The 14,564-nt window shown below is 55.5% G+C and carries 13 protein-coding genes; 8 read left to right on the top strand and 5 right to left on the bottom strand.

Features of this window, described 5'->3' with window-relative positions; all coding sequences use genetic code 11:
* Positions 1-180: 180 nt before the first annotated feature.
* The 8 genes from proV to leuA all read left to right on the top strand — a co-directional run bounded on the left by proV (position 181) and on the right by leuA (position 10,237).
* Complete coding sequence (gene proV / locus BJP35_RS06330; protein ID WP_014171319.1) at positions 181-1,383, top strand: glycine betaine/L-proline ABC transporter ATP-binding protein ProV; 1,203 nt, start codon at positions 181-183, stop codon at positions 1,381-1,383.
* Positions 1,376-2,440, top strand: a complete 1,065-nt coding sequence (gene proW / locus BJP35_RS06325) for a glycine betaine/L-proline ABC transporter permease ProW (RefSeq protein ID WP_014171320.1) — start codon at positions 1,376-1,378, stop codon at positions 2,438-2,440. The genes proV and proW overlap by 8 nt, the downstream gene beginning before the upstream one ends.
* Before the next feature lie 9 nt (positions 2,441-2,449).
* A complete protein-coding gene (gene proX / locus BJP35_RS06320; RefSeq protein WP_014171321.1) occupies positions 2,450-3,448 on the top strand; it encodes a glycine betaine/L-proline ABC transporter substrate-binding protein ProX in 999 nt (332 codons plus the stop codon).
* Positions 3,449-3,597: 149 nt separating this feature from the next.
* A complete protein-coding gene (locus BJP35_RS06315; RefSeq protein WP_047366131.1) occupies positions 3,598-4,782 on the top strand; it encodes an MFS transporter in 1,185 nt (394 codons plus the stop codon).
* A gap of 314 nt (positions 4,783-5,096) precedes the next feature.
* Positions 5,097-5,627 (top strand): multidrug efflux transporter EmrAB transcriptional repressor EmrR, encoded by a 531-nt coding sequence (gene emrR, locus BJP35_RS06310; protein ID WP_014171323.1) that lies wholly within the window; start codon positions 5,097-5,099, stop codon positions 5,625-5,627.
* Between the two features lie 127 nt (positions 5,628-5,754).
* A complete protein-coding gene (gene emrA, locus BJP35_RS06305; protein WP_020883861.1) occupies positions 5,755-6,927 on the top strand; it encodes a multidrug efflux MFS transporter periplasmic adaptor subunit EmrA in 1,173 nt (390 codons plus the stop codon).
* Between the two features lie 16 nt (positions 6,928-6,943).
* Entirely contained in the window at positions 6,944-8,491 is a 1,548-nt protein-coding gene (gene emrB / locus BJP35_RS06300; RefSeq protein WP_020883860.1) for a multidrug efflux MFS transporter permease subunit EmrB, read from the top strand.
* Between the two features lie 96 nt (positions 8,492-8,587).
* Positions 8,588-10,237: a 2-isopropylmalate synthase gene (gene leuA, locus BJP35_RS06295; RefSeq protein ID WP_047742203.1), complete on the top strand. Its 1,650-nt coding sequence runs from the start codon at positions 8,588-8,590 to the stop codon at positions 10,235-10,237.
* On the opposite strand, the gene BJP35_RS06290 is transcribed toward leuA, so the two are convergent.
* From BJP35_RS06290 to yqaB, 5 genes are all read right to left on the bottom strand, one after another.
* Positions 10,234-10,998 carry a helix-turn-helix transcriptional regulator gene (locus BJP35_RS06290; protein ID WP_047742201.1) on the bottom strand — a complete coding sequence of 255 codons (765 nt, stop codon included), beginning with the start codon at positions 10,996-10,998 and terminating at the stop codon, positions 10,234-10,236. The genes leuA and BJP35_RS06290 overlap by 4 nt on opposite strands.
* A gap of 54 nt (positions 10,999-11,052) precedes the next feature.
* Positions 11,053-11,568, bottom strand: a complete 516-nt coding sequence (luxS, locus tag BJP35_RS06285; protein ID WP_008499539.1) for an S-ribosylhomocysteine lyase — start codon at positions 11,566-11,568, stop codon at positions 11,053-11,055.
* A gap of 152 nt (positions 11,569-11,720) precedes the next feature.
* Positions 11,721-13,265, bottom strand: coding sequence for a glutamate--cysteine ligase (gene gshA / locus BJP35_RS06280; protein ID WP_014171329.1), 1,545 nt, complete (start codon positions 13,263-13,265; stop codon positions 11,721-11,723).
* A gap of 83 nt (positions 13,266-13,348) precedes the next feature.
* The gene (locus tag BJP35_RS06275; protein WP_032678833.1) at positions 13,349-13,777 is read right to left on the bottom strand and encodes a YqaA family protein; all 429 of its coding nucleotides are present in this window, start codon (positions 13,775-13,777) and stop codon (positions 13,349-13,351) included.
* The gene (gene yqaB, locus BJP35_RS06270) at positions 13,774-14,340 is read right to left on the bottom strand and encodes a fructose-1-phosphate/6-phosphogluconate phosphatase (RefSeq protein ID WP_014171331.1); all 567 of its coding nucleotides are present in this window, start codon (positions 14,338-14,340) and stop codon (positions 13,774-13,776) included. Before yqaB ends, BJP35_RS06275 begins: the two co-directional genes overlap by 4 nt.
* Between the last annotated feature and the right edge of the window lie 224 nt (positions 14,341-14,564).

Here is a 14,564-nt window from a genome sequence, read left to right as displayed (position 1 = left end):
ATTCAAACCACGCTCAGCCCTTTACTCATGGGAAATTCAGCCGTTTCGCTTACGGCAAAATTCCTGCCATAAGCAAACCCAGGGTTGTCTCAGATTCTCAGTATGTTAGGGTAATGCCAGTTAACTATTTACCATGGTAATGATATCGACATAAACAAATAACAGGACACTCTCTATTGCATGGCAATTAAATTAGAAGTGAAAAATCTTTATAAAGTATTTGGCGAGCATCCTCAGCGCGCATTCAAATATATTGAGAAAGGCCTTTCAAAAGAGCAAATTCTGGAAAAAACCGGGCTGTCGCTTGGCGTTAAAGACGCCAGTCTGGCCATTGAAGAAGGCGAGATTTTTGTCATCATGGGGTTATCCGGTTCGGGTAAATCCACTATGGTTCGCCTTCTCAATCGCCTGATTGAACCCACCCGTGGACAGGTACTGATTGATGGCATTGATATCGCCAGAATATCAGAGGCTGAACTTCGCGAGGTGCGCAGAAAGAAGATTGCAATGGTGTTCCAGTCATTTGCGCTGATGCCGCATATGACGGTGCTGGATAATGCCGCCTTTGGCATGGAATTAGCGGGCGTTACCGCTAATGAACGTCAGGAAAAAGCGCTGGATGCATTACGTCAGGTGGGCCTCGAGAATTATGCGCATGCCTACCCGGATGAGCTTTCTGGCGGGATGCGCCAGCGTGTCGGATTAGCCCGCGCATTAGCCATTAACCCAGACATTTTATTAATGGATGAAGCCTTCTCGGCACTCGATCCATTAATTCGCACCGAGATGCAGGATGAGCTGGTAAAATTACAGGCTAAACATCAACGTACCATTGTTTTTATTTCCCACGATCTTGATGAAGCCATGCGTATTGGTGACCGTATTGCCATTATGCAAAATGGTGAAGTAGTGCAGGTCGGCACGCCGGATGAAATTCTAAATAATCCGGCCAATGATTATGTGCGCACCTTCTTCCGCGGCGTGGATATTAGCCAGGTCTTTAGTGCGAAAGATATCGCCCGTCGTTCACCGAACGGTCTTATCCGCAAAACACCGGGCTTTGGTCCGCGCTCTGCACTGAAACTGTTGCAGGATGAAGATCGGGAATACGGTTATCTGATCGAACGCGGTAATAAATTTGTTGGCATTGTTTCCATCGACTCCCTGAAAACCGCGCTCAGCGAAAATCAGGGTATTGATGCGGCGGTTATCGACTCCCCGCTTGCCGTGGACGCCGAAACGCCGCTCAGCGAGCTGCTCTCTCACGTTGGTCAGGCCCCGTGTGCCGTACCGGTAGTCAGTGAGGAACAACAGTACGTCGGCATCATCTCAAAACGCATGTTGCTGCAGGCTTTAGATCGCGAGGGGACAAACAATGGCTGATCAATCTAACCCGTGGGGAACCACCGAGGCGGCGGACAGCGCTGCTCAATCTGCCGATGCGTGGGGGTCTTCCACGCCTGCGCCAACCGATGGCGGCGCGGCGGACTGGCTCAACAGTGCACCGGCTCCTGCGCCAGAGCACTTCAATATTATGGATCCGTTTCATAAGACGCTGATCCCGCTGGATAGCTGGGTCACGGAGGGGATCGACTGGGTAGTGACTCACTTCCGTCCAGTCTTCCAGGGGATCCGCGTACCGGTGGATTACATCCTGAACGGTTTCCAGCAGCTGATGCTCGGCATGCCCGCGCCGGTCGCTATTGTGCTCTTCTCCCTGATTGCCTGGCAGTTTGGCAGCGCCGGCATGGGTGTCGCCACGCTGATCTCACTGATTGCCATCGGCGCGATTGGCGCCTGGTCGCAGGCAATGATCACCTTAGCGCTGGTGCTCACCGCACTGCTCTTCTGCGTCGCTATCGGCCTGCCGATGGGGATCTGGCTGGCGCGCAGTCCGCGGGCGGCGAAGATTATTCGTCCGCTGCTGGATGCGATGCAGACCACCCCCGCGTTTGTCTACCTGGTGCCGATCGTGATGCTGTTTGGTATCGGCAACGTGCCGGGCGTCGTGGTGACCATTATCTTCGCCCTGCCGCCGGTCATTCGTCTGACGATACTCGGGATTAACCAGGTACCGGCCGATCTTATCGAGGCGTCGCGTTCATTTGGTGCCAGCCCGCGCCAGATGCTGTTTAAAGTTCAGCTTCCGCTGGCGATGCCAACCATCATGGCGGGTGTCAACCAGACGCTGATGCTGGCCCTCTCCATGGTGGTGATTGCCTCAATGATCGCCGTCGGCGGACTGGGTCAGATGGTGCTGCGCGGCATTGGTCGTCTTGATATGGGACTGGCCACCGTGGGCGGCGTCGGCATTGTGATCCTCGCCATTATCCTTGACCGCCTGACGCAGGCTGTCGGTCGTGATTCACGCAGTCGCGGCAACCGTCGCTGGTATAGCACCGGCCCTGTCGGGTTAATCACCCGCCCATTCAGAAAATAAGGAACAACGATGCGACATCGCGTACTTTTTGCCACAGCGTTTGCCACCCTTGTCTCCACCAGCACGTTTGCTGCAGACCTGCCGGGCAAAGGCATTACCGTGCAACCGGTGCAGAGCACCATTTCAGAAGAGACCTTCCAGACGCTGTTAGTCAGCCGCGCGCTGGAAAAACTGGGCTATACGGTCAACACCCCAAGTGAAGTGGATTACAACGTGGGCTACACCTCGATTGCCTCCGGTGACGCCACCTTTACCGCCGTCAACTGGCAGCCGCTGCACGACGACATGTATGCCGCCGCCGGCGGGGATAAGAAATTCTACCGCGAAGGCACCTTCGTGACCGGTGCGGCCCAGGGGTATCTGATCGATAAGAAAACAGCCGACCAGTACCACATCACCAATATCGAGCAGCTGAAAGATCCGAAGATTGCCAAACTGTTCGACACCAACGGTGACGGCAAAGCTGACATGATGGGCTGCTCGCCGGGCTGGGGCTGTGAGGCGGTGATTAATCACCAGAACAAAGCCTTTGACCTGGCGAAAACGGTCGACGTCAGCCACGGTAACTACTCGGCGATGATGGCCGACACCATTGCCCGCTTCAAAGAGGGTAAACCGGTTATCTATTACACCTGGACACCGTACTGGGTGAGCGACGTGCTGAAGCCGGGGAAAGACGTGGTGTGGCTGCAGGTGCCCTTCTCTTCCCTGCCGGGCGAGCAGAAAGATATCGACACCAAACTGCCAAACGGCATGAACTATGGCTTCCCGGTAAACACGATGCATATCGTTGCTAACAAAGCCTGGGCTGAGAAAAACCCGGCGGCAGCGAAGCTGTTCTCGGTGATGAAACTGCCTCTGGCGGACATCAACGCCCAGAACGCAATGATGCACGCGGGGAAATCGTCCGAAGCTGACATCAAAGGCCACGTGGATGGCTGGATCAAAGCCCACCAGCAGCAGTTTGATGGCTGGGTAAAAGAAGCGATGGACGCGCAGAAGTCATAAGAGCCCTTCAGACCTGCCCTCTCCCCACGGGAGAGGGTTAACTCCCCTAAACCGCACAATCCAGCACGTAACAATCCCACCACATTCACAATCATTCGCTATTATGGTTCACGGAAAAATAATCACTTAACTCACGATTCCTGAACCTGATGACTAAAACAACTCAAGGGCTTAGCCCGGCACTCATCCTTTTAATGTCCGTGGCAACGGGTCTGGCAGTCGCCAGTAACTACTACGCGCAGCCACTGCTCGATACCATCGCCCGCGCATTTAACCTTTCTGCCAGCTCAGCTGGCTTTATTGTCACCGCCGCGCAGCTTGGCTATGCCGCCGGGCTGCTTTTCCTCGTGCCGCTGGGCGATATGTTTGAGCGTCGGATGCTGATTGTCTCCATGACCCTGCTGGCCGCAGGCGGGATGCTGATCACCGCCAGCAGCCACTCGTTAACGATGATGATTATCGGCACCGCGTTAACGGGTCTGTTCTCCGTCGTGGCGCAGATTCTGGTTCCGCTCGCCGCCACTCTCGCCTCACCGGAAAAGCGCGGCAAGGTGGTGGGAACAATCATGAGCGGCCTGCTGCTGGGGATTTTGCTGGCGCGGACCGTCGCCGGGCTGCTGGCGAGTCTTGGTGGCTGGCGTACCGTGTATTGGGTGGCGAGCGTACTGATGGCCGTGATGGCGCTTGCCCTGTGGCGCGGGCTGCCAAAGGTGAAGCAGGAAAATCACCTTAATTATCCGCAGCTTCTCGCCTCCGTTTTCAGCCTCTTCACACACGATAAACTGCTGCGTACACGTGCGTTGCTGGGCTGTTTGACCTTCGCCAACTTCAGCATCTTATGGACCTCAATGGCGTTTCTGCTGGCCGCGCCGCCGTTCAATTATTCCGAAGCGGTGATTGGTCTGTTTGGTCTGGCGGGCGCTGCGGGAGCTCTGGGCGCGCGTCCGGCGGGCGGACTGGCGGATAAAGGCAAATCCCATCTGACGACCTCTGCCGGGCTGATTCTGCTCCTGCTCTCCTGGGCAGCCATCTGGTATGGCCATACCTCTGTACTGGCGCTGATCGTCGGTATTCTGGTACTCGACCTCACCGTGCAGGGTGTGCATATCACTAACCAGACCGTCATCTACCGCGTGAAGCCAGAGGCGCGTAACCGCCTCACGGCCGGATACATGACCAGCTATTTTATTGGCGGCGCAGCGGGTTCGTTAATTTCAGCCTCGGCGTGGCAGCATGCCGGTTGGTCAGGCGTGTGTGGGATAGGGGCAATCGTCGCCGCGCTGAATCTGCTAGTATGGTGGCGTGGGTACCATCGCCAGGACGTAATTAACTAAGTTTTACATTGCTTTGGGCCTCTTAGGGTGTAAAGGGGCCCTGCAGTCTGTTAATGTAAACGTAATCATTTATCCCAGAAATTTTAATGTGGGTGACATATTTTCTACCGGCATGAATAGTTCAGACCCCCGTCCTCACATCCTCTCTTCCGCGGGTTCACTCCCAACGCTCTCTGTGCTCACCGGGTCACGGACTTACCCGGCGCTTTCTGATGGTGACATAAGTTTGGCGGATATAACCGCACAAATAATTCATTTACATTATTTGTCACTATCGTTACTATATCGGCTGTAATTAATGAGGTTATGCCCAAATGGATAGTTCGTTTACGCCCATTGAACAAATGCTTAAATTCCGCGCCAGTCGTCATGAGGACTTCCCGTATCAGGAGATCCTGCTGACCCGCCTGTGCATGCACATGCAGGGTAAGCTACTGGAAAATCGTAATAAAATGCTGAAAGCTCAAGGGATTAACGAGACGTTGTTTATGGCGTTAATTACGCTGGAGTCTCAGGAAAATCACAGCATTCAGCCGTCAGAGCTGAGCTGCGCGCTGGGTTCATCCCGTACTAATGCCACCCGTATTGCCGATGAACTGGAAAAACGCGGCTGGATTGAACGCCGTGAAAGCGATAACGATCGCCGCTGCCTGCATCTGCAGCTGACCGACAAAGGTCACCAATTCCTGCGTGAGGTGCTGCCACCTCAGCATAATTGCCTGCATCAACTGTGGTCTGCCCTCAGCACCACCGAGCGCGACCAGCTTGAGCACATTACTCGCAAGCTGCTGACCCGTCTGGACCAGATGGATGAAGACGGCGCTGTTCTAGAGGCGCTGCGCTAACGCGACAACACGCTCAACAATCCCAGACTCATAAGAAAACCGACAGGCCAGCACGTCACACTGCTGGCCTTTCTGACAACAGCTCGGCTCAGCCGATGTGAAAATAAGAAGATCGTGGAGAACAACAATGAGCGCAAATGCGGAGAGCACTACCCCGCAGCAACCGGTCAATAAAAAGGGCAAACGCAAAAGCGCCCTTATTGTACTGACATTGCTCTTTATTATTATTGCCGTGGCATATGGGATCTATTGGTTTTTAGTATTGCGTCATGCTGAAGAGACAGACGATGCATACGTGGCAGGGAACCAGGTACAAATTATGGCGCAGGTATCGGGCAGCGTGACGAAAGTCTGGGCTGATAACACCGATTTTGTGCAAAAAGGGGATGTATTGGTCACGCTCGATCCGACCGACGCCCAACAGGCTTTTGAAAAAGCCCAGACCGCGCTGGCCTCCAGCGTCCGTCAGACCCGCCAGCTGATGATCAACAGCAAGCAGCTGCAGGCCAACATCGACGTGCAGAAAACCGCACTGGCGCAGGCGCAGAGCGACCTGAACCGTCGCGTTCCCCTCGGCACTGCCAACCTGATTGGCCGTGAAGAGCTGCAGCACGCGCGTGATGCCGTTGCCAGCGCACAGGCGCAGCTGGACGTGGCGATTCAACAGTACAACGCCAACCAGGCGATGGTGCTGGGCACCAGCCTGGAAAACCAGCCTGCCGTGCAACAGGCTGCCACCGACGTGCGCAACGCGTGGCTTGCCCTGCAGCGTACTAAAATTGTCAGCCCGATGACCGGCTACGTCTCTCGTCGTTCCGTCCAGCCTGGCGCCCAAATTAGCCCAACCACGCCGCTGATGGCGGTCGTTCCGGCGGACAACCTGTGGGTTGATGCGAACTTTAAAGAGACGCAGCTTGCCCATATGCGTATCGGCCAGACCGCGACGGTGATCAGCGATATTTACGGTGATGACGTGAAGTACACCGGGAAAGTGGTCGGCCTGGATATGGGGACCGGCAGTGCCTTCTCCCTGTTGCCAGCGCAAAACGCCACCGGGAACTGGATCAAAGTGGTTCAGCGCTTGCCCGTACGTATTGAACTGGATGCAAAACAGCTGGCGGACCATCCGCTGCGTATTGGCCTCTCTACGCTGGTAACGGTTGATACCGCCAACCGCGATGGTCAGATCCTGGCAAGTCAGGTGCGCAGCACCCCGGCTTATGAAAGTAACGCCCGTGAAATTAGCCTCGATCCGGTCAATAAACTGATCGATGACATCGTGAAGGCAAACGCCGGTTAATCCGAAGGTGAGCGTTATGCAACAGCAAAAGCCGCAAAAACCGCTGGAGGGGGCGCAACTGGTTATCATGACCATTGCGCTGTCGCTGGCGACATTCATGCAGGTGCTGGACTCTACCATCGCAAACGTGGCGATCCCAACCATCGCCGGTAACCTTGGCTCGTCACTGAGCCAGGGGACCTGGGTCATTACCTCGTTTGGGGTGGCAAACGCCATCTCCATCCCTATCACCGGCTGGCTGGCGAAGCGCGTCGGTGAAGTAAAGCTGTTCCTGTGGTCAACGGTATTGTTCGTGCTCGCCTCCTGGGCGTGCGGCATGTCCAACAGCCTGACGATGCTGATCATCTTCCGCGTCATTCAGGGGATTGTGGCCGGGCCGCTGATTCCGCTGTCGCAGAGTTTGCTGCTGAACAACTATCCGCCCGCTAAGCGCTCTATCGCGCTGGCGCTGTGGTCAATGACGGTGATTGTCGCACCGATTTGCGGGCCTATCCTCGGCGGCTATATCAGCGACAACTACCACTGGGGCTGGATCTTCTTCATCAACGTGCCAATTGGTGCGCTGGTGGTGATGCTGACCCTGCAAACGCTGCGCGGTCGCGAAACCCGAACAGAGCAGCGGCGAATTGACGCCATTGGCCTGGCACTGCTGGTGGTCGGGATCGGTAGCCTGCAGGTGATGCTCGATCAGGGTAAAGAGCTGGACTGGTTTAACTCGACAGAGATTATCATCCTGACCGTTGTGGCGGTGATATCGCTGAGCTTCCTGATCGTCTGGGAGCTGACGGACGATAATCCGATCGTCGATCTCTCGCTGTTTAAGTCGCGAAACTTCACCATCGGCTGCCTGTGTATCAGCCTGGCCTACATGCTCTACTTCGGCGCAATCGTTCTGCTGCCGCAGCTGTTGCAGGAGGTATATGGCTACACCGCAACCTGGGCAGGTTTGGCTTCTGCGCCAGTGGGGTTAATTCCGGTCCTGCTGTCGCCGATTATCGGCCGCTTCGCTCACAAGCTCGACATGCGCAGGCTGGTGACCTTCAGCTTTATCATGTACGCGGTGTGCTTCTACTGGCGCGCGTATACGTTCGAGCCGGGCATGGACTTTGGCGCATCCGCATGGCCGCAGTTCATTCAGGGCTTCGCCGTGGCGTGCTTCTTTATGCCGCTGACGACCATTACGCTTTCCGGCTTACCGCCTGAGCGCATGGCGGCGGCATCAAGCCTGTCGAACTTTACGCGTACGCTGGCAGGCTCCATCGGGACGTCGATCACCACGACCCTTTGGACCAACCGCGAGTCGATGCACCATGCGCAATTGACCGAAGCGGTGAACCCGTTTAACCCTAACTCGCAGCAGATGTACAGTCAGCTTCAGGGAATGGGAATGACGGAGCAGCAGGCATCCGGCTGGATCGCCCAGCAGATTACCAACCAGGGCCTGATTATCTCGGCAAACGAGATATTCTGGATATCGGCGGGGATCTTTATCATCCTGCTGGGACTGGTATGGTTTGCCCGACCACCGTTTGGCGCCGGAGGCGGTGGCGGCGGTGCGCACTAACGTGCGGTGTCCAGATCGCGACAGCGATTGTCAGTAACGATAAAGCAGCGCTCCTGAAATCGATTCACGATAGTGAAAAGACAACAGGAGCGCACCATGCTGAAAACACCTTCCGACAAATACCAACCTCAACCTGCTATTTCCCTGCCCGATCGCCGCTGGCCTGAGCAACGCCTCACGCAGGCGCCGCGCTGGCTTTCCACCGATTTACGCGACGGTAATCAGGCCCTTGCCGAGCCGATGGACAGCAACCGCAAACTGCAGTTCTGGGCGTTGTTACTGCGTTGCGGATTCAAAGAAATCGAAGTCGCTTTCCCCTCTGCCTCGCAGACGGATTTCAATTTTGTGCGTCAGTTGATCGACGAAAACCGCATTCCGGATGACGTCACCATTCAGGTATTAACCCAGGCGCGAGAAGACCTTATCCTGCGTACCTTTGCGTCGCTGCGCGGGGCGAAGCAGGCCACCGTACACCTGTATAACGCCACCGCCCCGCTATTCCGCCGACTGGTGTTCGGCCTGGATAAAGCGCAAATCGTTGAGCTGGCGACCCGTTCCACGCGTCTTATCCGCACGCTGTGCGAAGAGAATCCCGTCACCCGCTGGCAATACGAATACTCTCCGGAAACTTTCTGCTTTACCGAGCCGGACTTTGCGCTGGAGATTTGCGAAGCCGTGGCGGACATCTGGCAGCCGTGCGCCGAACGCCCGATGGTGATCAACTTACCGGCCACCGTTGAGGTCAGTACACCGAATGTCTATGCCGATCAGATTGAGTATTTCTGCCGTCATTTCAGCCGCCGCAGCGATGTCTGCATCAGCGTCCATCCGCATAACGACCGCGGCACCGGTGTCGCCAGCGCGGAGCTGGCCCTGATGGCCGGTGCAGACCGTGTCGAAGGGTGTCTGTTTGGTAACGGGGAACGAACCGGTAACGTCTGCCTGGTCACGCTGGCGATGAACCTCTACAGCCAGGGGATTAGCCCGAATCTGGACTTTAGCGACATGAATCACGTGGTGGAGGTGGTAGAAACCTGCAACCAGCTGCCGGTGCATCCGCGCCATCCGTGGGCAGGACGGCTGGCGTATACCGCATTTTCGGGTTCACATCAGGATGCCATCAAGAAAGGCTTTGATGCCCGCAAGCCTGACGAACGCTGGGAGATGCCCTATCTGCCGGTTGACCCACAGGATATTGGTTGCACCTACGAAGCGGTGATCCGGGTTAACAGCCAGTCAGGAAAAAGCGGCAGCGCGTGGCTTATTGAACAAAACCACGGTCTGAAATTACCCCGCGCCCTGCAGCAGGACTTTAGCCAGCACGTACAGCAGGAAACCGACCAGCACGGTAAAGAGATGACGCAGCATGCGCTGTGGCAACTGTTCCGCACCCGTTATGGGCTGGTAGAGACGCCAGGCTTTGCCCTGCACGCTTACCGTAGCGACAGCCAGCAGGACGGGCAGTTACATCTGACGGCAAGCGTCACGACGCAGGGCGGGATGCGCCAGCTGGAGGGGCAAGGCAACGGGCTGTTATCCGCGGCGGCCAATGGTCTAAGCCGCTGGGTCACGACCCCATTTGTGATTAAGGACTATCACGAACATACGCTTGGGGAGCGCAGCGACAGCCGCTCGGTGGCGTATATCCGCTGTCTGTTTCAGGATGGTAGCAGCCGCTGGGGCGTGGGCATTGACAGCGACGTGGCCCGCGCGTCTCTTCAGGCCCTGTTCAATGCTGTCAGCTAGCTGTCTTTGAAATAATCGCTGGGTGATATCCCCATCACCCGGCGAAACATCGCCGTAAAGGCACTGTGGCTGCCGTAGCCCAGATCCAGCGCCACGCGTAGCACTGGCTGACCTTGTCCCAGGCGCAGCAGCGCTTCCATCAGGCGCGCCCTTCTTAGCCACTCACCGTAGCTTAACCCCGTCTGCTGCTTGAAATGGCGGTTCATCGTGCGTTCACTCATACCAAGCGTGTTTGCGGCCTGCATGCTGCCCCAGCTTTCCCCCGGCAACAGCCGGATCTGCTGGCAAAGGGTACGCAACGGCTCGCTTTCCGGCTCAGGCAGGTGAAACGGCAGCACCCGCAACGTGCGGATTTCATCCAGAATGAGCTCATATACGCGCTCATCACGACTGCCAGGCGAGTAGGACGCCTCAAGCGTCAGCGAGGTGAGGATAAGTTCGCGTAACAGACCGGAGATCTGGACTATCTGACAGGTTGCCGGAAGATCGGCTCGCGCCAGGGGATCGATAAACAGCGTACGCGCCGCAACGTTACCGGTAATACGCAAAGAGTGCGGAGTGCCCGCGGGTAGCCAGACGCCACGTCCGGGCGGCACCACCCAACAACCTGATGCGGTATCGACTCTCACCACCCCACTCAGGGTGTGCAGCAATTGCGCGCAGTCGTGCTGATGCCACGGCTCGCTGTCGCCATGAAGGTAATCATGGGCATAAGGAACAAGTGGGCGATGGGTAAAGGAGAAGGTTGAGGTTGTGGTCATGAGGTTAAACACCCCTCACCCTACCCTCTCCCTGAGGGAGAGGGAAAAGGTGCACTAGATGTGCAGTTCCTGCAGTTTTTCTTTTGGCAGCGCCAGCTCTTCGTTGCTGTTTACGCGAACGTCACGCTCGATGATATGACGCGCGATCTCCTGGGCTTCTTCCAGAGAGTGCATCTGGTAAGTTCCGCACTGATATACGTTCAGCTCAGGGATCTGGTTCTGCTCTTTCACCTTCAGCACATCTTCCATTGCCGCTTTCCAGGCATCCGCGACGCGTTTCTCTTCAGGCTGACCAATCAGGCTCATGTAGAAACCGGTACGGCAACCCATCGGAGAGATATCGATGATCTCCACGCCATTACCGTTCAGGTGGTCGCGCATAAACCCGGCAAACAGGTGCTCCAGGGTGTGAATGCCTTTCTCTGGCATCACTTCTTTGTTAGGCACGCAGAAGCGCAGATCGAATACGGTGATCGTGTCGCCGTGCGGGGTGTGCATGGTCTTCGCCACACGTACTGCAGGTGCTTCCATACGGGTATGGTCGACAGTAAAGCTATCTAATAACGGCATACGTCACCTCCGATAGTGATTTTTTTTAAAATAAACTGAACTCTTCTACAAAATGCACGTCTGAGTATATGAAAGACGCGCATTTGTTATCATCATCCCTGAATTCAGAGATGTATATTTTGGCCACAGCGATGTGGCCTTTTTCTTTTCTGTTAAGCCTGTTTCGCCAGAAACGCCTCAAACGACTCCGTATCCGCCGCTTCAACCTCTTTCTGACGCACGACAGACGCGTCTCGTTCTGCCACAAAATCGGCTTCACTCAGAATCTCTAACGGCTCCTGCTTCAGCATCTCGCGGTATTCCGCAGAGAGCGAACGCCCGGTGCCGCCAATACCCTGATCAATCATAGAACGCAGAATACGCGCTGAGAACGTCAGTTCCGGGTTATCAAACGATTCAACCAGCTGGTCGCAGACGTTTTGATAGGCTTCCCCACCGTCAATGCTGTCCATGGTCCGGGCAACACGCTTCAGGTCGCGGAACAGATCCTTACCCACTTTCGTCAGCGGGAACTGCGCTGTCTCGCAGCCAATACCCAGCGTCAGACCCGGCTTGCGCCCTTCCAGAATCACGCGGTTCCAGTTGGTACGGGTACAGAGCAGTTCCTCTGAACTCATTTCCGGCGCATCCGCCAGTACGCACCAGACCATAAACAGATCCAGGAAGCGAACCTGCTGCTCATCAACGCCGATGGGTGAGAACGGGTTGATATCCAGCGAGCGCACTTCTATGTATTCAATCCCGCCGCGCTGCAGTGCATCCGACGGGGTTTCACCGCTGCGCGTAACGCGCTTCGGACGAATAGGCGCGTACAGTTCATTTTCAATCTGCAGCACGTTGCTGTTGATCTGCAGGCGCTTACCGTCTTTTTCGAGGCCGATTTTCTCGTACTCTTCCGACGGCGTTTTGATCGCCCGCTTCAATCCTGCCACATATTCGTGCAATTCGTTAAACGTAATACCGAGATTGCTTTGCGACTTATTGGTATAACCCAGATCGCTAAGACGCAGGGAGGTGGCGTACGGGAGATAGTACATTCCACACTCTGTCTTCTCGAACGGCAGCGTGGTCGGTTTCCCCTGCAGGAATGACGAGCATATCGCAGGCGATGCCCCAAACAGATACGGAATGACCCAGCCAAAACGATAGTAGTTGCGGATCAGGCGGAAATAACCCGCGGAGATCGCGTCTTTATCCGTTTCGCCGCACTTCGCCTGCCAGAACGCCATGGGTAAAGAGAAATTGTAATGCACGCCAGAAATGGTCTGCATCAACGCACCGTAGCGGTTTTTCAGCCCCTCACGATACAGCGTTTTCAGCTGACCGATATTTGACGTGCCGTATTGCGCCAGTTCAATCTCCTGGCCTTGTTCGATATAGCACGGCATGCTGAGCGGCCACATACGCTCATCACCCAGATTGCGGGCAGTGTAGCGATGGATGTCGCGCAGAATCGTCAGCATATGATCAATATCACCATCCACTGGCGTGATGAATTCCAGCAGCGCTTCAGCGAAATCGGTTGTGATCCATTTATGTGTCAGCGCCGAGCCTAACGCCTTCGGGTGACCCGTTGTCGCTAAGCTACCGTCCGCGTTAACGCGCAGCGTTTCACGCTCAAGACCACGCTGAATACCCTTCAGTGCCTGAGGGTGATTTTCCAGCCAGGCCAGCGCCTGAGATACGTCCGGGATCAAATTGACCTCCCGCCTGTCAAAGTATTGTTACTCAGCATAATTGTAATGGTTGACGATTGAAGGTCGCGTATTCATTCCACCAATTAGTGCCACCACGTCATACCCTGTAGTGTTGCCCATGCCACGAGAACATAGCGCAACGCCTTGCCAAGGCACAAAAAAAAGAGCACTGGCCCCCAGGAGATGCGCATCCATCCCGCCAGCAGGCACAGTAAATCACCTATTACAGGCATCCAGCTTAATAACAGCGTGGCAGCGCCATAGCGTTTTAGCCAGCCGACTGCCTTTTCCTGCCAGCGCGATTTTTCACGCAGCGGAAAGAAACGCCCAAGAATAACGTTAGTCAGCCCTCCAAAGCTATTACCCATTGTTGCTATTAACACGAGCAACCAGGGCTGACTCACGCCAGACAACAGCATCGCCACCAGCACTACTTCCGAATTTCCCGGCAAGAGCGTGGCGCTTAAAAAACTGCTGGCGAATAATGATAAAAGTGACAGCGCGTCACTCACAGTAAGCGGACGTCCACAACATCCATCCCGGCATCGCGCGCGGCCTGAATACCAAAATCAGCATCTTCGAACACAACACATTTCACCGCAGGCACACCCATCAGTTCTGCACAACGCAGGAAAGTGTCCGGTGCGGGCTTGTGATTTTGAACATGATCGGCGGCAACCACCGCAGAGAAATAATGACGCAGGCCAAGATGGGTGAGCAGCGCTTCCGCAATAGCGCTTTCACTGCCCGTGCCAACGGACATAGGGCGACGCCCGTGCCATGCTTTTACGACGTCAATTAACGGTAACGGGCGCACGGTATCTAAAAGCATCGCTTTTACCGCATCGGTTTTTTCACGGGCCAGAAGGTGCGGGTCGAGATCGGCATGATTACGTTCAATCACGGCCTGCGCTATACGCCAGGTTGGGGCTCCGTTGAGGGCGATCATCGCCTGAAGATCGAAACGCATACCGTAACGAGCAAGGACATCAGTCCAGGCTTGACGATGCGTGGGTTCGGTATCCAGGAGAGTGCCATCCATATCGAAGATCAAACCGTCATACTGTGCGTACATCGTGCTCTCGCTAAACGATTAACAAAGCATTACTTTATCGTAAACGGTGGTTTTTGTCGCTCAAAGAGAAATGATTGCTGACGGAACGTCGAAGGAATAACCAGGGAGAAAGAGAGTGGTACAGAAAAGAAGATGGTGCATCCGGGAGGATTACTCGGCTGCGCCTCGCCCTTCGGGCCGTTGCTAAGCAACGTTATCTTCCCTGGTGCTTGCGGCTAACCCGC

Source organism: Enterobacter sp. J49, assembly GCF_002148625.1.
GTDB lineage: Bacteria > Pseudomonadota > Gammaproteobacteria > Enterobacterales > Enterobacteriaceae > Enterobacter > Enterobacter ludwigii.
This window is presented reverse-complemented; position numbering and strand designations above follow the sequence as displayed.